The following is a 16,903-nucleotide window of genomic DNA, read 5'->3' as shown; positions in this document are numbered from 1 at the left end:
CCTTGCCGTTGGCGTGTCTTGCTTGTTCTTAGAATGTGCCCGCCCTCGCTTGAGCATGCGCTTTCGCGTATCATGCGCCGGGCTCGGGCCGATAAATGATAAAACAATAGATGCAAACTAGACGAACACAGCAAAGCCGCAGGGAGTCCACCATAGGCAAACTGGTGGAGGCGGCGATCGAATGCCTGCTGGAAAGCGGCTATCACGGCACCAGCGTGCAGCTGATCTGCGGCCGGGCTGGCGTGTCCCAGGGCGCGCTGTTCCGCCATTTCGCCACCAAGAACGAGCTGATGCAGCCGGTGGGGCGCAAGGTGGTGGACGACATCTTCGAATCCGCGCTGACGCTGGCGGCGCAATTGCCGGCCGGCATGTCCGAGGAGGAGCGCATCATCGCGCTGATGAAGGCGCTGGTGATGTCGCCGCGCCACATCGTGCTGCTGGAGCTGCTGATGGCAGCGCGCACCACGCCGGATCTGCGCGACATCTTCCTCGGCAGCTCCAGCACCTATTTCCGCGACCGCTTCGTCGCGATGATGGCCTCGCTGTTCCCGCGCTACGCGATCTCCACCGGTTTCTTCGCCACCCTGCTCACCATGATGACCACGATGCACGGCATGGCGCTGTACCGCACGCTGGCCGAACATCCGGAAGGAGACAAGATGCGCGAGCAATGGCTGCTGTCCGCGTTGAGGGCCGAACTGGAGCGGATACGGCAGGAAGGGGCGGATACCCGCAACCCGGTTTACCAGCTGCCGTTCTGAATATCCGTTTTTCAGCTAAAACCCCGTCGCTTGCGGCGGGGTTTTCTTTATCTATTGAATTTGGAGTTGATCGGCTAGCTGGGGCGGGATATGCGATTGTGCGGCGTTAGCCGCTAGGATTGTTTTATCCATTTGAAACGGACATGAAAAAAGACCCGCCGAAGCGGGTCTTTTTTGCGTCTAAGTTCGCAGGTTCTTGCGTCGAACCGTTGAATTAGAAGGCGTGAACCATGTTCAGACCGAAGGACTTCAGGTCTTTGTTTTCGTACTTCACGCCATTAACAACGTAGCTACCGCCAACAGCGATTTGGCCGTATTGAGCACCGACGGTGGTGCGCTTGGACAGAGCGTAGTCAACGCCCAGTACGTACTGATCGTACTTGGTGTTATCCAGTTTCACGCCGCCAACTTCAACCTTGTCGCCGTGGGCGTAGGTGAATTTCGGAGTGATAGCACCGAAGGTGTAAGCAGTAGTCAGAGCGTACTCGCGGGTCTTGACCTTGCCGTTGGCGCTGATGGTTTGGCCTGCCGGAACCAGTGCAGCGGTAATTACTTGGCTGCCCCAGGTGCTGCCCAGTACATCCAGACCACCCTTAGCTTGTTGGTAGCCGAAGCCAACGAACAGGTTGTTGGCGTTGTAGCCAACTTCCAGACGATGCTTTTCGTTGGCAGTATCGTTCAGACCGAAGCCGGCAACAGCAACGTGATTGGCATCTACGGCACCAACAGACACGATTTTGCCAGTAGCTTTGTCTACAACGACAGCAACGTTGCTAGCAGCTTTGCTTTCGTGGCTGTAGTTGTACTTACCGAAGAAGCCGCTGTTCTCGTAGCCCAGACCCAGGTTGTAGGTTTCGCGGTCGGAGGATACTGCGCCCTTGGTTTCCTTGGCGCCGTATTGCAGAGCGGCGGTCAGGCCCGGAACCACGGTCGGCAGATCGTAGCGCACGGAGTTCTTCAGACGGGTAGCGTCGCGGGTGAAGATGCCCAGGCCCAGAGCGTTGCTGGAGTATTCCCAGGTGTCAACGGTGCCCATATCGCTGTCCAGGAAGTTGGACACGTTACCGAAACGCAGAGTACCCAGATCGCTTTGCAGGCCCAGGAAGGTGTTGCGGTTAGCGAGGGTGCCGCTGTTCGAAGAGCCGTACTGGGACGGGTTGCCGTCAACAGAGTAGCCGGTTTCAACTTGCCAGATGGTCTTCAGGCCGTTGCCCAGATCTTCAGTACCTTTGAAGCCGATACGGGAACCCAGGTCGTCGATATTGGTTTGCTTGGTAACGCCGTTGTCGTTGTATTCAACGCCAGCTTTGATTTTGCCGTAGATGGTTACATCGGCGAAAGCGGCAGCCGGCAGGGTGGCTACCAGCAGGGCGATCAGACTCTTTTTCATGGTCAAGTCATCCTTTTTTAGGTTTAGGAATGTGAGCAAATGCTATTGGCTGGGTTGTGAAAATGCAACTTCACCTGCCGAATTGTGTTGCTATCAAGCAACTGATGTTGTGTTTTGCGCAATCTTAAATTCGATTTTGTTTGTTGTAAGTTGCTGAATTGTCAGGATTGTTACTGTGATTTTATGATGCGCTGTATGTTGTTGCAAAAAAGCATCAATGTTATTAAATGCTTATGATTATTGGGTTTTGTGAGGATGCTTGCCTGTAGTCGGCAAAAAAATAGCCCGTCCGGAAGGGGCGGGCTGAAAAATCAACGTGACTTGAAGTGAATCCTGCAGGCGCGGATAGCATCCACATGAATTCGCTTTCGATCATGATAAAAGAAAGCATTGGCTCTGTAAATGGAGTAGATATTCCATTTTTTGACTATTTGTTAATGCAGAATGTATTCAACTTATTGATTCTATTTGAAATTTTCCATATTAAGTAAGTTGCACAAAAACGCATCAACTGCTGAGCGGTGAGGTGTTTTGGCTGCGGAATCAAGCGCTTTCGGGGCCGGGGGAGGCTGGCGCGGCGGAAGAGGTTGGCGGAAATCACCTACAATGTCGCCATCGAATCAGGGGCTGGGGCCAGGTATATATAAGGTATGCAAACACTGACGGTGGTGGGGTTGGGCAGATTGGGGCGCAGCGTGGCCAGGCTGGCGGCGGTGAGCGGCGCGTATCGTCTGCTCGATGTGATGGGGCGGCGCTTGCCGCCGCTGGAGGAGGCGCGCGCCTTTGTCGGCTCCGGGCGGTTGGTGAGCGATATGAGGCAGTTGGCCCCGGCCGATCTGTATCTGCTGGCGGTGCCTGACGCCGCAATCGCATCTTGCGCGCGCGGCCTGGCGGCGGCGGGCGTGGCGCCGGAGGGCAGTGTGGTATTTCACGCCAGCGGCGCGGGCGACGTTTCCTTGTTGCAGCCTCTGGCGGAGCGGGGGGTATTGACCGCCAGCCTGCACCCGGCGTTTTCCTTCGCCGACCCTGAGCGGGCCGTGGAGGGCTTTGCCGGCACGCTTTGCGCGCTGGAGGGCGGCGAGGAGGCTTGCCGCAGGCTGGAGGTTTTTGCGCGCGCGCTGGGCGGGAGGCCGTTCCGGCTGGCGCCCGGCGGCAAGGCCGCCTACCACGCCGGCTTGTCGGTGGCGTCCAATTTTCTGGTGGCGCTGACCGAGATGGCGCGACAGTTGACGGCCCGGGCCGGCGTGCCTGAGGAGCTGATTCAGCCTTTGCTGGGCGGCTTGATGCGGCAGACGCTGGGCAATGCGCTGGAGATGGGGCCGTACGAGGCGCTGACCGGGCCGATTCTGCGCGGCGATATCGGCACCGTCGAGCGCCATCTGGAAGTGTTGGCCGATACCGGCTTGCTCTCCGCTTACCGCGCGCTGGGCCGCCAGGTGGTGGCGCTGGCCGGAGATCGCCTGCAAGAGCCGGCGCGCCAGCAGTTGCTGGCGCTGTTGTACTGAGAAGGTTTGGAAAAAAGCTTGCGAAATGCCTGAGTCAAGGCGCGCCGACTTATGTCGTGCCGGTCGTGCCGGTCGTGCGGCCAGGAGGCGCAGCGCAGGATCAGGGTTCTGTTGCCGGCTCTTGACGCGGGGCGGGCACCTTGAATACCTGGCGCAGGTAGGCGAGGAAGGTTTCGTCGCTGCACATGGTTTTGCCCGGGCTGTCGGATAGCTTGGCCACCGGCTGGCCGTTGCAGCTGACCAGTTTCAGCACGATTTGCAGCGGTTCCAGCCCCATGTCGTTGGTGAAGTGGGTGCCGATGCCGAAGCTGACCTGGATGTCCGGGCTGAAATGGCGCTGCAGTTTCAGCGCGCTGTCGACGCTGAGGCCGTCGCTGAAGGTCAGCATCTTGGTTGCCGGATCAATCCGTAGCTTGCGGTAGTGGGCGATCGCCCGTTCTCCCCATATATAAGGATCGCCGCTGTCGTGGCGCAGGCCGTCGAACAGCTTGGCGAAGTAAAGGTCGAAATCGGCGAGGAAGGCGTCCATGCCGACCACGTCGGTCAGCGCGATGCCTAGGTCGCCGCGGTATTCCTGCACCCATGACTCCAGCGCGGCTTTCTGGAAGTCCCTCAAACGCACGCCCAGGGCCTGGAAGGCCTGGAAGAATTCATGCGCCATGGTGCCGATCGGCGTGATGCCCAGCTTGCGGGCCAGGTAGACGTTGCTGGTGCCGCGGAACACCTGCGGCAGCGCATGGTTCAATCTCTCTACGACATGGGCCTGCCAGTCGCGGCTGAAGCGGCGGCGGGTGCCGAAGTCGGCGATCAGGAGCGGGAAGCGCTGGCCGGCGGCTTCTTCGCGCTGGAAGCGCTCCAGTTCGGCCAGCTTGGTTTCCAGCCGGCGACGGCCTTCCTCGCGCACCGCCTTGCTGTCCAGCGGGCGGAAATACAGCTCGTTGACGATGGCCAGCACGAAGATCTCGAAGAACATCGCCTGCACCATCGGGCCTTTGATCCGGATGGCCAGCTGCTCGCCTTCCTCGCTGACGCTGATGAAGCGGCGCTGTAGGTGGAACAGTTCCAAGTAGTCGACATAGTCGCTTTTGATGAAGCGCAGGCCGCGCAGATAATCCAGCTCGTCCTGGCTGAAGCGCAGTTCGCACAGCATGTCCAGCTGCGCCTCCAGTTGCTGTCTCAGCAGGGCCAGCGGCGTGTCAGGGTGGTTGCGGCAGCGGAATTCGTACTCGCCGTGGGCGGCGGGAAACTGGTGCAGCACCACCTGCAGCATGGTGAACTTGTAAAGATCGGTATCCAGCAGCGATTGGATGATGGGCGTGTTCTTGAGCATGGCGCTTCTCAGGCGGCGTGGATCACGAAGATGGCCGGCCGCTTGTGCAGGTCGGGCGGGTTTTGCGGCCAGTCCTGCACCTGATGGCTGACGATGGTCTGCGTCGGCAGGGTCAGATCGCAGGCTACCGCGAGCCGGGTGGAGGGCGCCAGCATTTCGCGCAGCTGTTGCAGCAGCGCGTTGTTGCGGTAAGGCGTTTCGATGAACAGCTGGGTCTCGTTGTTCTTGCGCGAGCGTTGTTCCAGTTCTTTCACCAGCTTGGCTTTTTCGACGGCGTCCACCGGCAGGTAGCCGTGGAAGGCGAAGCATTGGCCGTTGGCGCCGCTGGCCATCAGCGCCAGCAGGATGGAGGAGGGGCCGATCAACGGCTCGACGCGGATGCCGTGCTTGTGCGCCAGCGCCACCAGCTGCGCGCCGGGGTCGGCCACCGCAGGGCAGCCGGCCTCGGAGATCAGGCCGACATCGTGGCCAGCCTTCAGCGGCGCCAGCAGCGCGGCGACGTCCGCCTCCTTGGTGTGCTCGTTCAGCGTGCCCATGGACAGCTCGCGGATCGGCGTCGTTACGCCCAGCGCTTTCAGATGCTTGCGCGCGGTTTTTTCCGCCTCGACGACAAAATGGGCGATGTGGACGACTTTGGCGCGCTCGCCCTCGGGCAGCCAGGCGATGCTCTCATCGCCGAGCGGAGCGGGGATCAGAAACAGGGTGCCGCTCATTTCAGCACCTCCACGCCTTCATTCGCCAGCATGGAGATCAACTGGAACAGCGGCACGCCGATCAGCGCGTTGGGATCGTCGGACTCCACCTTTTCCAGCAGCGCGCCGCCCAAGCCTTCGCTCTTGGCGCTGCCGGCGCAGTGAAGCGCGTCCGGCTCGCGAGTGAGATAGTTGCGGATCTGCGCTTCGGTCAGCTGGCGCAGCGTGACGCGGGTGATGCCGACGCATTCCTGCAGCCGGCCGCTGTCGCTGTTGTACAACGCCAGCGCCGAATGGAAGATCACCGTGCGGCCGCTCATCCACTTCAGCATCTCCACGCCTTGTTCGAAGCCGCCGGGCTTGCCGATCTGCTTGCCGTCCAGCAGCGCCACTTGGTCAGAGCCGATAATCAGAGAGGCTGGGTGCTTGCCTGCCAGCGATTGGGCTTTGGTGTGAGCCAGGCGCACGGCGGTTTCCAGCGCGGTTTCGCCGGTCAGCGGCGTTTCGTCGCAGATGGGCGGTTCGGCGCTGAAGGGCAGGCCTAGGCGGGCGATGATTTCTTGACGGTAGCGAGAGGTGGAAGCCAGTACGATGTGCATGATTCGAGCCGGTTGGCGGCAACGCCGACGGCGCGGCCGAGTCGGCCGGCGGCCATGGTTCAGCCTTGCCTTGTTTCTTTTGACAAATCAGGGGAATGGATTGTACCATGCGGAGTTTATGTCTAAACCGATTTTGATCGATCCGCTCAAGTTCGCCCGGGAGGGGCGCTCGCTGTCCGGCAAACTGCCGGTTGGCGGGTTGGACGAGCGCGTTCACAGCGACCTGTCGGACACCTCTGGCGAGGTGTCCTATCAGCTCGACGGCTTTCGCGACGAGCTGCAGCGTTCTGCGCTGCGCATCCGCCTGACGGCGGATTTGCGAGTCACTTGCCAGCGCTGCCTGGACGGCATGCCGTTCAGCCTGGACACCGATTCGGTGCTCACGCTGTTCGCCAGCCAGGAAAAGCTGGAGGAAGCCTGCGAGCAGGACGAGGAGCTGGACGCCGTTCTCGCCGAACCCGAACTGGACGTGATTGCGCTGATCGAAGACGAAATCATCATGGGCTTGCCGCATTCGCCGAAACACGACGAATGCAGCAGGGATACTCTCTCGCTCGCCAAGGCTGACAAGCCCAACCCGTTTGCGGTGCTGGCGGCGCTTAAGAGACCCAAGTCCGAGTAACCCGGATTCGCATTAGAATCTACTTGAATTTCTTAGGAGTCGACCATGGCTGTTCAACAGAACAAAAAGTCCCCGTCCAAGCGCGGCATGCATCGTGCACACGATTTTCTGACCGCTCCGGCTCTGGCAGTTGAAGCCAGCACCGGCGAAGCCCACCTGCGCCACCACATCAGCCCGAACGGCTTCTACCGTGGCCGCAAGGTTGTGAAGACCAAGGGCGAGTAATCTCCCCGTCCTCACTTCCTTTCCTTTTTTGGTAGGCACTTTATACCGCAATCGTTGATGACTATCACCGTCGCGGTTGATGCTATGGGCGGTGACGTTGGCCTCAAGGTTACCGTCCCGGCATCGATCCAATTCCTGCAAGACCACCCCGACATCCATCTGATTCTCGTAGGCGACCAGCCAGCCCTGGAGGCTGAATTGGCCCTGCACGATGGCGCCGTGCGTGAGCGCATCCTCATCCAGCATGCCACCCAAGTGGTGGGCATGGACGAGGCGCCTCAGCTCGCCCTCAAGAATAAAAAAGATTCGTCGATGCGGGTGGCGATCAATCTGGTCAAGGAAGGCAAGGCGCAGGCCGCCATTTCCGCCGGCAACACCGGCGCGCTGATGGCTACCGCCCGCTTCGTCCTCAAGACCATTCCGGGCATCGACCGTCCCGCCATCGCCAAGCTGCTGCCCAATGTCAAGGGCACTTCCTGCGTGCTGGATCTGGGCGCCAATGTCGATTGCACCCCAGAACAACTTTTGCAGTTCGGCATCATGGGTTCCGAGCTGGTGGCCTGCCTGCAAGGCAAGGCCAATCCTTCCGTCGGCCTGTTGAATATCGGCAGCGAAGATATCAAGGGCAACGACAATATCAAGAAGACTGCCGAGCTGTTGCGCCAGTCGGAGCTGAATTTCTACGGCAACGTGGAGGGCGACGACATCTGCAAGGGCACGACCGATGTGGTAGTCTGCGATGGTTTTACCGGCAACGTGGCGCTCAAGACAGCTGAGGGGCTGGCGCACATGTTCGCCGTATTCCTGAAGGAAGAGTTCGGCCGCAGCTGGTGGACGCGCTTGTGCGCGTTGGCCGCGCTGCCGGTGCTGGGCCTTTTCAAGAAGCGCATCGATCCGCGCCGCTACAATGGGGCCAGCTTGCTGGGCCTGCGCGGCATCGTGGTGAAAAGCCACGGCGGCGCCGATGTCACGGGATTTCGTTACGCGTTGGCGCAGGCATGCGAGGAGGCCGGTTCCGACGTGATTGCACACATCGCCGATCGGGTTGCCAAACAACTAGACAACCTCAAGCAATCCGAGGCGGAAGCGAACTGAAACATATGGGCTATTCCCGCATTCTCGGCACTGGCAGCTTCCTGCCGTCCCAGGTGCTCACCAATGCGCAATTGGCCGAACGGGTGGAAACCAGCGACGAGTGGATTGTCTCTCGCACCGGCATCCGCGCGCGCCATATTGCCGACGAAGGGCACAAGACCAGCGATCTGGCGCTGAGGGCGGCGGAAGCCGCCATCGCCAGCGCCGGCATCGACAAGGGCGAGATCGACCTGATCATCGTCGCCACCACCACTCCCGACATGATTTTCCCCAGCACCGCCTGCATCTTGCAGGAGAAGCTGGGTTTGCCCGGCGTGCCGGCTTTCGACGTGCAGGCGGTGTGCGCCGGCTTCGCTTACGCGCTGGCCACCGCCAATGCCTACATCAAGAGCGGCATGTCGAAGAAGGCGCTGGTGATCGGCGCCGAAATCATGTCGCGCGTGCTGGACTGGGATGATCGCCGGACCTGCGTGCTGTTCGGCGACGGCGCCGGCGCGGTGGTGCTGGGCGCATCCGACGAGCCCGGCATCCTGCATGCCAAGCTGGCGGCCGACGGCCGTTATCAGGGCTTGCTGAATACTCCGGCGCAAATCTCCGGCGGCAAGATTCAGGGCATGCCCTATCTGCACATGGACGGCCCGGCCGTATTCAAGTTCGCCGTCAAGTCGCTGTCCGAAATCGCCGCCGCCACGCTGGCGGAGGCCGGCGTGGACAAGGCCGATCTGGATTGGCTGGTGCCGCACCAGGCCAACCTGCGCATCATCGAATCCACCGCCAAGCATTTGGGCCTGCCGATGGATAAGGTTGTCGTCACCCTGCCTGAGCAGGGCAACACTTCGGCCGCTTCCATTCCGCTGGCGCTGGACGCCGCGGTGCGGGATGGACGCATCCAGCGCGGCCAGACCGTGATGCTGGAAGGCATCGGCGGTGGCTTCGCCTGGGGCGCTGTGCTGCTGACCTACTGATTGGAATTCCGCAAAGTGGCTTTTTCGCCGCATGATCGCCGATAATGACAACGTTTATTGATCGGCGGCGTGGCGCGAGCGGCCGCTTTGCGTCATCCTTTGCGTCGAATTCTGTGGAGTCGACTATGGCTTTTGCTTTTCTTTTTCCGGGACAGGGCTCGCAGAGTCTGAAAATGATGGACGGCTTCGCCGACCTGCCCGTGGTGCAGCATACTTTCGAAGAGGCGTCCGACACGCTGTCGCTGGACCTGTGGGCGATGCTGCAGGTGGATGGCGCCGACGCGATCAATGCCACCGTGAACACCCAGCCCATCATGCTGGCCGCCGGCTACGCCACGTATCTGGCATGGCAGGAGTTGAACGGCAAGCAGCCGTCCATCGTGGCCGGCCATAGCCTGGGCGAATACACCGCCCTGGTGGCCGCCGGCGCGTTGCCGTTCGCCGAGGCGGTGAAGCTGGTGCGCCTGCGAGCCGAGGCGATGCAGGCCGCGGTGCCGGCCGGCGTCGGCGCGATGGCCGCCATTCTCAATCTGTCCGACGACGACATCCGCGCCGCCTGCGCGGAAGCCGCCCAGGACGAGGTGGTGGAAGCCGTCAACTTCAACTCCCCGGGCCAGGTGGTGATCGCCGGAAACAAGGGGGCGGTCGAGCGGGCGATGGATCTGTGCAAGGCCAAGGGCGCCAAGCGCGCGCTGCCGCTGCCGGTATCGGTGCCGTCGCATTGCTCGCTGATGCGGCCGGCCGCAGAGCGCCTGGCCGAGGCGCTGCAGGGCGTGCACTTGAGCGCGCCGGCTATTCCGGTGCTGCACAACGCCGATGTGGCCAGTTACAACGACGCGTCGCAAATCCGCGACGCGCTGACCCGCCAGTTGTACATGCCGGTGCGCTGGACAGAAACCATCCAGAAGCTGGCTGCGGATGGCGTCACCATGATGGCCGAGTGCGGCCCGGGCAAGGTGCTGGCTGGCCTGGCCAAGCGCATCGACGGCAACGTCAAATGCCTGGCGCTGACCGACCGCGCGGCGCTGGAAGCCGCGCGCGAAGAGCTGGCTTGACGCGACATTCCGGCGGGCCGGCTTGGGCCGGACCGCCATCGCCCCCTTCGGCGAGAGCCGGGCGGGGCGTTGACAATAAGGAGACACATTGATGAGTCTGCAAGGCAAAGTGGCGCTGGTGACCGGCGCCTCGCGCGGCATAGGCGCGGCGATCGCCGACGCGCTGGCCGCCGAGGGCGCGGTGGTCATCGGCACCGCCACGTCGGAATCCGGCGCGGCCTCCATTCATGAGCGCTTGTCGGCCGCCGGCGGCGCCGGCCGCGTGCTGAACGTCACCGAGGAGGGCGCAGTCGACGCGCTGATCGAATCGGTGGAGAAGGAATTCGGCGCGGTGGCGGTGTTGGTGAACAATGCCGGCATCACCCGCGACGGCCTCCTGATGCGGATGAAGGATGAGGACTGGGACGCCATCATGGACACCAACCTGAAGTCGGTGTTCAAAACCTCCAAGGCGGTGATGCGCGGTATGATGAAGGCCCGCAGCGGCCGCATCATCAACATCGCCTCTGTGGTGGGCGCGATGGGCAATGCCGGCCAGGCCAACTACGCGGCCGCCAAGGCGGGCATCATCGGCTTCACCAAGTCGATGGCTCGCGAGGTCGGCAGCCGCAACATCACCGTCAACTGCGTGGCTCCGGGCTTCATCGACACCGACATGACCCGCGCGCTGCCGGAAGCGCAGCGCGAGGCGCTGGTTGGACAGATTTCGCTGGGCCGTTTGGGTGATGCCAAGGACATCGCCGATGCCGTGGTATTCCTGGCGTCGGACCGGGCATCCTACATTACGGGCCAGACTTTGCACGTGAATGGCGGCATGCTGATGCCTTAATTCCTGTCCGGCTGGCGCCGGATAGAGATTTAGGTAGGCTGCTCTAATTTTTTTTTGTAGAATACCGGGGTTTTGTGATCCCGAATCAGAAAGGTCAAGGGTTTAAACAAATGGAAAACATCGAAGCGCGCGTCAAGAAGATCGTTGCCGAGCAACTGGGCGTGAACGAAGCCGAAATCAAGGTGGAAAGCTCTTTCGTCGACGATCTGGGCGCCGATTCCCTGGATACCGTTGAACTGGTGATGGCACTGGAAGAAGAATTCGAGTGCGAGATCCCGGACGAAGAAGCCGAGAAGATCACCACCGTTCAACAAGCCATCGACTACGTGACTGGCCATCTGAACAAGTAATCCCTCTTTTCGGGACCAGGACCTCTGCGTGGTGTGGCTTCGGCTCGCCTGCAGAGGTTCTTTTGTTAAGAAGGTTCCAAACGCGCGTTTGAACCTGGCTTGTGCTTGTCAGACGCGCGTGGTTTCATCGGGAGACTGCCCTCCCATCTATCACGGAGATTCTTCGTGTCCAAACGCAGAGTAGTAGTCACCGGCCTGGGCCATGTGTCCCCGGTCGGCAATGATGTCGCCACCGGCTGGGCCAACCTGTTGGCCGGCAAGAGCGGCATCGCCAAGATCACCCGATTCGACGCCAGCGACATGGCTTGCCAGATCGCGGGCGAGGTCAAGGACTTCAATATCGGCGACTATATCTCGCCGAAGGAAGCGCGCCGCAACGACCTGTTTATCCATTACGGCATCGCCGCGGCCCTGCAGGCCGTCGCCGACGCCGGGCTGGATGACATTCCGGGCCTGGACAAGACCCGCGTCGGCGTCAATATCGGTTCCGGCATCGGCGGCTTGCCGCTGATCGAGGAGACCGGCGTGGCGCTGATGGAGGGCGGCCCGCGCAAGATCGGCCCGTTCTTCATCCCGGGCTCGCTGATCAACCTGATCGCCGGCCAGGTCTCCATCCTGAAGGGCTATCAAGGCCCCAGCTACGGCATCGTGTCCGCCTGCACCACCGGCGCGCACTGCATCGGCGACGCCGCTCGCCTGATTCAGTACGGCGACGCCGATGTGATGGTGGCCGGCGGCGCCGAGGGCGCGGTTTCGCGCCTGGGCATCGGCGGCTTCGCCGCGATGAAGGCGATGTCCACCCGCAACGACGACCCCGAGGCCGCCTCCCGTCCGTGGGACAAGGGCCGCGACGGTTTCGTGATGGGCGAGGGCGCCGGCGTGCTGGTGCTGGAAGAGTATGAGCATGCGGTGAAGCGCGGCGCCAAGATCTATGCCGAGCTGATCGGCTTCGGCATGAGCTCGGACGCGCACCACATCACCGCGCCCAGCTCCGAAGGTCCGGCGCGCGGCGTGAGCAACGCGCTGCGCGACGCCGGCATCAACGCCGACGCGGTGCAGTACGTGAACGCCCACGGCACGTCCACCCCGCTGGGCGACGCCAATGAAACGACTGCCATCAAGATGGCTTTCGGGGATCACGCCAAGAAGCTGGTGGTCAACTCCACCAAGTCGATGACCGGCCACTTGCTGGGCGGCGCCGGCGGCGTGGAGGCGATCTACACCATCCTGGCGATCCACAACCAGGTATCCCCGCCGACCATCAATCTGGTCGAGCAGGATCTGGAGGCTGGCTGCGATCTGGATTACGTGGCCAACACCGCGCGCGACATGAAGATCGAGGTGGGCATTTCCAACTCCTTCGGTTTCGGCGGAACCAACGGCACCCTGGTGTTCAAACGGGTCTGATCGTCGCCGCAGGCGATTGACAGAGCGAACCGCTGCGTTACACTCGCAGCGGTTTTTCTTTTTTCGCCGCCGCTCAAGGCGGGCGGCGGTGTTGCAAATCAGTGCCGGGCCTTGCCGGCCCAGGACAGTAGATGTTCACTCAGAAACTCGACTTCATTCCCGATCTGCTGGCGCTGCACGCGGCTGACCGGGAGCACTTTCCCTATCTGATGCAATCGTCCGGCGACAGCGGCTGGGATCTGCTGCTGATGCAGGGCGAGCGGCGCGTGTTCATGGCGGGCGAGGGGCAGGCTTTCCTCGACGAGGTTCGCGGATTCCGGCCGCAGGCGGTGTCCAATCCGCACGGCCTGCCTTTTGTCGGCGGCTGGTTCGTCTATCTCGCTTACGATCTGTTGTCGGAGTTCGAGCCGCATGTGCCCGCCGCCCTGCCGGACAGCTTCCCATTGGCGGTATGGGCGCGCGCGCCGGCCGCGGTGCTGGTGGACCGCGCCAAAAACGAAGCCTGGCTGGTCGGCGAGACCGCCGACGACTGGCACGCGCTGGAACGGCTGGTGGCGGCCAAGCCTGCTTTCGCGCCCAAGCCGGTGGCGCTGGCCGGCCTGGAGGAAGATCCGCCCGAGTGGTACACCGACGCGGTGGCACGCCTCAAGCGTTACATCTACGAGGGCGACGTGTTCCAAGTGAACATTTCGCGCGGCTGGCGGGCCGAGCTGGCCGAGGGCATCGCCGCGCCCGATCTGTTCGCCGCGCTGCGCCGCGCCAATCCTGCGCCGTTCTCGGCGCTGGCGGACTTCGGCGACGCGCAGATCGTCAGCTCCTCGCCGGAGCGCTTGGTGAGGGTGAGGGACGGCTGGGCCGAGACCCGGCCGATCGCCGGCACCCATCCGCGTTCGACCGATCCGGCCGAGGACGCCGAGCTGAAGAAGCGGCTGATCACCAGCATCAAGGAGCGCGCCGAGCACGTGATGCTGATCGATCTGGAGCGCAATGATCTGGGCCGCATCAGCCATCCGGGCACGGTGGAAGTCAACGAACTGATGGCGGTGGCCAGCTATGCCTACGTCCATCACATCGAATCCAATGTCCGCGGCAAGCTGCGCGACGACGTCGCGCCGGCGGACGTGCTGCGCGCGCTGTTCCCCGGCGGCACCATCACCGGCTGTCCCAAGGTGAGGACCATGCAGATCATCCGCGAGCTGGAAAACAGCGCGCGCCGCGCCTATACCGGCAGCCTCGGCTATCTGAACCGCGACGGCACCATGGACTTCAACATTCTGATCCGCACCTTCATGCAGGAAGGCGGCAAGCTGCGCTTCCGCGCCGGCGGCGGCATCGTCGCCGATTCCGACCCCGAGCGCGAATTGCAGGAAACCCGCCACAAGGCGCGCGGCCTGCTCAGGGCGCTGGGCGTGGAGCAGGCCTGATGGCGATGCTGGTCAACGGCCTGCCGGGCGAGGCGGTCTCGGCGCTGGACCGCGGCTTCAACTACGGCGACGGCGTGTTCCGCACCATGCAGCTGCGCCACGGCCGGCCATGGATGTGGCGCTGGCAGTACGCGCGGCTGGCGGATGACGCCGCGCGGCTGGCGCTGACGCTGCCGGACGAGCAACTGTTGTTGGACGAGTTGATGGCGCTGGGCCGCGAACACGCATTGGCGGTGGGCAAGATCGTGATCACCCGCGGCGTCGGCGCGCGCGGCTACGCGATGGCCGGCGCCGGCGCGCCGACACGCATCGTATCGGCGGTGCCGTGGGCCGGTTATCCGGCGGAATGCGGCGAGCGGGGCGTCGAGGCGCGCTGGTGCGAGCTGAGGCTGTCGCTGCAGCCGCGCCTGGCCGGCGTCAAGCACCTGAACCGGCTGGAGAGCGTGCTGGCGCGGTCCGAATGGAACGACCCGGCGATACGGGAAGGCCTGCTGCTGGATCAGGATGGCTGGCTGGCCGAGGGCACGATGAGCAATGTCTACCTGCTGCGGGAGGGGGAGATCCTGACCCCTTTGCTGGATCGCTGCGGCGTGAACGGCGCGGTGCGGGATTGGTTGACGGACAATGTTTCAAATTTCGGACTTAAATTTTCAGAAAAGCGACTTTCCGCCGCCGATTTGATTGACGCTGACGCGGTGTTTCTCTCCAATAGCCTGATGGGCATCTGGCCGCTGGCTCGCCTGGGCGAGCGCGTCTGGATGCCTTCACCTTTGCTGCAGGCATTGCGGCAAGCCTTACTACAACAAGCCTGATGCATGGCGCCGGGGAACGTCGGCGCGATGTTCCGCTTGCCGCGCCGGCCGGCTCCCTCTCTTCTTCCGAATCGATCCGATCGCGCCGGAGCGGACGGGTTTTGTCCGGCGTCGCGCCAGGCGCGGCGGGCTGGATAACCCGGAAGAGGTTGCCTGTGAAATTGATTCTCAAACTGCTGGCCGGCATGGCGATCGGCCTGCTGCTGGGCCTGTACGCGCCCGGACCGCTGCTGACGCTGATGCTGACTTTCAAAGGACTGTTCAGCCAGTTCATCGGCTTCATGATCCCGCTGATCATCGTGTTCTACATCATGAGCGGCATCGCCGCGCTGGAGACCGGCTCCGGCCGCATGCTGGGTTGGACCGTGGGGCTGGCTTACGCGTCCACCATTCTGTCCGGCGTGCTGGCTTTCGCCGCGGCGTCCACATTTCTGCCGCAATGGCTGGGCGAGGCCGCAGCCGTTCCGGCCGCCGCCGACAAGCTGGCGCCGTTGTTCAAGCTGGAGATCAAGCCGCTGTTCGACGTGATGACGGCGCTGATGCTGGCCTTCGTCTTCGGCCTGGGCATCGCCGCCACCGGCGCGGCTCGGCTGCGCGAGATCGCCGATCAGGGCAAGGATATCGTCGAGATGGTGCTGGCGCGCGTGTTGGTGCCGCTGCTGCCGGCCTACATCGCCTGCGAGTTCGCCGACATGGCCGCCGCCGGCACCGCCTTCGCCACGCTGAAAACCTTCGGCGTGGTGTTGCTGATGGCGATTGCCCTGCACTGGCTGTGGCTGGCCGTGCTGTACGGCGCCAGCGGCACGCTGCTGGGCCGCAATCCGCTGTCGCTGCTGCGCGCGATGCTGCCGGCCTATTTCACCGCGCTGGGCACCATGTCGTCCGCCGCCACCATCCCGGTGGCGCTGCGCTCGGCCGGCAATATGAAGGTGTCGCCGCCGGTGGTGAATTTCGTGATGCCTCTGTGCGCCACCATCCATCTGTGCGGCTCCACCATCACCCTGGTTAGCTGCGCCACCGCGGTGATGCTGATGACCCATGGTCTGGAAGTGCCGGGCTGGGACGTGATGCTGCCCTTCATCCTGCTGCTGGGCGTGACCATGGTGGCCGCCCCGGGCGCGCCGGGCGGCGGCGTGATGTCGGCGCTGGGCATCCTGTCCAGCGTATTGGGCTTCCCCGAGGCCAGCCTGGCGCTGATGATCGCGCTCTATCTGGCGCAGGACAGCTTCGGCACCGCCTGCAATGTGGCCGGCGACGGCGTGGTCGCGCTGTGGGTGGACCGCCTGGTGGGCCGTGCTCCGCAGCCAGCCGGCGAGGCGGCCGTCCAGCGCGGCTGACGGTGATTTGCTAAGCAGAACAAGTGATTTGGGGGAATGGGCGGCGCTGGTTATAGTGTTCGCCTGACCGTTTGGCTGCCGCCTCAGCGCGGGGGTTTCGGTTTCTCTCGTTAATCGTGTTTGTTTTTGGCCGGGCCGCGCGCCCGGCTTTTTCTTGCCCGCCCGTTTTGCGGCTATAGCGGCTGGAACCATTCCTCGCTGGCCGGCAGCGACAGGCCGTGGCGCAGGCGGGCCGCCTGCCAGGCCGAGCGGAATGCGTCGCGGTCGGCGATGCCGGGGTAGACCTCCATCCAGGTGTCGGCGTCGTCGCAGCGGCGCAGCAGTTCGCCGGTCCAGCCGGCGGCGGCCAGCTCCATCTGCAGCGCGCGGAATCGGCCCAGCACGGTTTCAGGCTCGGAAGGCGCCTTGAAATAACAATACAGCGTCGCGGTCATCCAAATCTCCAGACTGGCCATGGCGGCAAAATTGTTTATGATAGACCTTCTCGCCGCGCAAGTGGCGGCAG

At 62.9% G+C, this 16,903-nt stretch carries 18 protein-coding genes; 13 read left to right on the top strand and 5 right to left on the bottom strand.

What is annotated here, in order from left to right:
* The first annotated feature begins 110 nt into the window (after positions 1-110).
* The gene (locus tag ACX17K_RS13225; RefSeq protein ID WP_082106974.1) at positions 111-761 is read left to right on the top strand and encodes a TetR/AcrR family transcriptional regulator; all 651 of its coding nucleotides are present in this window, start codon (positions 111-113) and stop codon (positions 759-761) included.
* Positions 762-975: 214 nt separating this feature from the next.
* Here ACX17K_RS13225 and ACX17K_RS13220 read toward each other — a convergent pair whose 3' ends face one another.
* On the bottom strand, positions 976-2,151 hold the full coding sequence (locus ACX17K_RS13220; protein ID WP_493775152.1) for a porin: 1,176 nt from the start codon (positions 2,149-2,151) through the stop codon (positions 976-978).
* Positions 2,152-2,801: 650 nt separating this feature from the next.
* Here ACX17K_RS13220 and ACX17K_RS13215 point away from each other — a divergent pair.
* On the top strand, positions 2,802-3,656 hold the full coding sequence (locus ACX17K_RS13215) for a Rossmann-like and DUF2520 domain-containing protein (protein WP_493775151.1): 855 nt from the start codon (positions 2,802-2,804) through the stop codon (positions 3,654-3,656).
* 100 nt (positions 3,657-3,756) lie between these two features.
* Here the strand turns inward: ACX17K_RS13215 and pncB are convergent, their stop codons facing one another.
* Genes pncB through ACX17K_RS13200 form a run of 3 tightly spaced genes read right to left on the bottom strand, consistent with a single transcriptional unit; the run spans position 3,757 to position 6,277 of the window.
* On the bottom strand, positions 3,757-4,986 hold the full coding sequence (pncB, locus tag ACX17K_RS13210) for a nicotinate phosphoribosyltransferase (protein ID WP_493775150.1): 1,230 nt from the start codon (positions 4,984-4,986) through the stop codon (positions 3,757-3,759).
* A gap of 8 nt (positions 4,987-4,994) precedes the next feature.
* The gene (locus ACX17K_RS13205) at positions 4,995-5,699 is read right to left on the bottom strand and encodes an SAM-dependent methyltransferase (protein WP_493775149.1); all 705 of its coding nucleotides are present in this window, start codon (positions 5,697-5,699) and stop codon (positions 4,995-4,997) included.
* Entirely contained in the window at positions 5,696-6,277 is a 582-nt protein-coding gene (locus ACX17K_RS13200; RefSeq protein WP_493775148.1) for a Maf family protein, read from the bottom strand. The genes ACX17K_RS13205 and ACX17K_RS13200 overlap by 4 nt, the downstream gene beginning before the upstream one ends.
* A gap of 118 nt (positions 6,278-6,395) precedes the next feature.
* Here ACX17K_RS13200 and ACX17K_RS13195 point away from each other — a divergent pair, with 118 nt between their 5' ends.
* The 11 genes from ACX17K_RS13195 to ACX17K_RS13145 all read left to right on the top strand — a co-directional run bounded on the left by ACX17K_RS13195 (position 6,396) and on the right by ACX17K_RS13145 (position 16,398).
* On the top strand, positions 6,396-6,899 hold the full coding sequence (locus ACX17K_RS13195) for a YceD family protein (protein ID WP_493775147.1): 504 nt from the start codon (positions 6,396-6,398) through the stop codon (positions 6,897-6,899).
* 45 nt (positions 6,900-6,944) lie between these two features.
* Positions 6,945-7,124: a 50S ribosomal protein L32 gene (rpmF, locus tag ACX17K_RS13190; protein WP_011136965.1), complete on the top strand. Its 180-nt coding sequence runs from the start codon at positions 6,945-6,947 to the stop codon at positions 7,122-7,124.
* Between the two features lie 57 nt (positions 7,125-7,181).
* Positions 7,182-8,219 (top strand): phosphate acyltransferase PlsX, encoded by a 1,038-nt coding sequence (gene plsX, locus ACX17K_RS13185; protein WP_493775146.1) that lies wholly within the window; start codon positions 7,182-7,184, stop codon positions 8,217-8,219.
* Positions 8,220-8,224: 5 nt separating this feature from the next.
* Entirely contained in the window at positions 8,225-9,184 is a 960-nt protein-coding gene (locus ACX17K_RS13180) for a beta-ketoacyl-ACP synthase III (protein WP_493775145.1), read from the top strand.
* Positions 9,185-9,309: 125 nt separating this feature from the next.
* Positions 9,310-10,239: an ACP S-malonyltransferase gene (gene fabD, locus ACX17K_RS13175; protein ID WP_493775144.1), complete on the top strand. Its 930-nt coding sequence runs from the start codon at positions 9,310-9,312 to the stop codon at positions 10,237-10,239.
* A 91-nt stretch (positions 10,240-10,330) separates the two neighbouring features.
* The gene (fabG, locus tag ACX17K_RS13170; protein ID WP_347751971.1) at positions 10,331-11,068 is read left to right on the top strand and encodes a 3-oxoacyl-ACP reductase FabG; all 738 of its coding nucleotides are present in this window, start codon (positions 10,331-10,333) and stop codon (positions 11,066-11,068) included.
* Between the two features lie 110 nt (positions 11,069-11,178).
* Positions 11,179-11,418 (top strand): acyl carrier protein, encoded by a 240-nt coding sequence (acpP, locus tag ACX17K_RS13165; protein ID WP_043596572.1) that lies wholly within the window; start codon positions 11,179-11,181, stop codon positions 11,416-11,418.
* A 165-nt stretch (positions 11,419-11,583) separates the two neighbouring features.
* A complete protein-coding gene (gene fabF, locus ACX17K_RS13160) occupies positions 11,584-12,825 on the top strand; it encodes a beta-ketoacyl-ACP synthase II (RefSeq protein WP_463088229.1) in 1,242 nt (413 codons plus the stop codon).
* 131 nt (positions 12,826-12,956) lie between these two features.
* Positions 12,957-14,249, top strand: coding sequence for an aminodeoxychorismate synthase component I (locus ACX17K_RS13155; RefSeq protein ID WP_493775143.1), 1,293 nt, complete (start codon positions 12,957-12,959; stop codon positions 14,247-14,249).
* Positions 14,249-15,061 carry an aminodeoxychorismate lyase gene (pabC, locus tag ACX17K_RS13150; RefSeq protein WP_493775142.1) on the top strand — a complete coding sequence of 271 codons (813 nt, stop codon included), beginning with the start codon at positions 14,249-14,251 and terminating at the stop codon, positions 15,059-15,061. Before ACX17K_RS13155 ends, pabC begins: the two co-directional genes overlap by 1 nt.
* Before the next feature lie 155 nt (positions 15,062-15,216).
* Positions 15,217-16,398: a dicarboxylate/amino acid:cation symporter gene (locus ACX17K_RS13145; RefSeq protein WP_347751976.1), complete on the top strand. Its 1,182-nt coding sequence runs from the start codon at positions 15,217-15,219 to the stop codon at positions 16,396-16,398.
* A 173-nt stretch (positions 16,399-16,571) separates the two neighbouring features.
* Here the strand turns inward: ACX17K_RS13145 and ACX17K_RS13140 are convergent, their stop codons facing one another.
* A complete protein-coding gene (locus tag ACX17K_RS13140) occupies positions 16,572-16,832 on the bottom strand; it encodes a DUF4936 family protein (RefSeq protein ID WP_104947805.1) in 261 nt (86 codons plus the stop codon).
* Positions 16,833-16,903: the final 71 nt, after the last annotated feature.

Source organism: Chromobacterium sp. INPA-IVC, assembly GCF_059047085.1.
The sequence above is the reverse complement of the archived record's forward strand: the minus strand, read 5'-3'. Positions and strand labels throughout refer to the sequence as shown.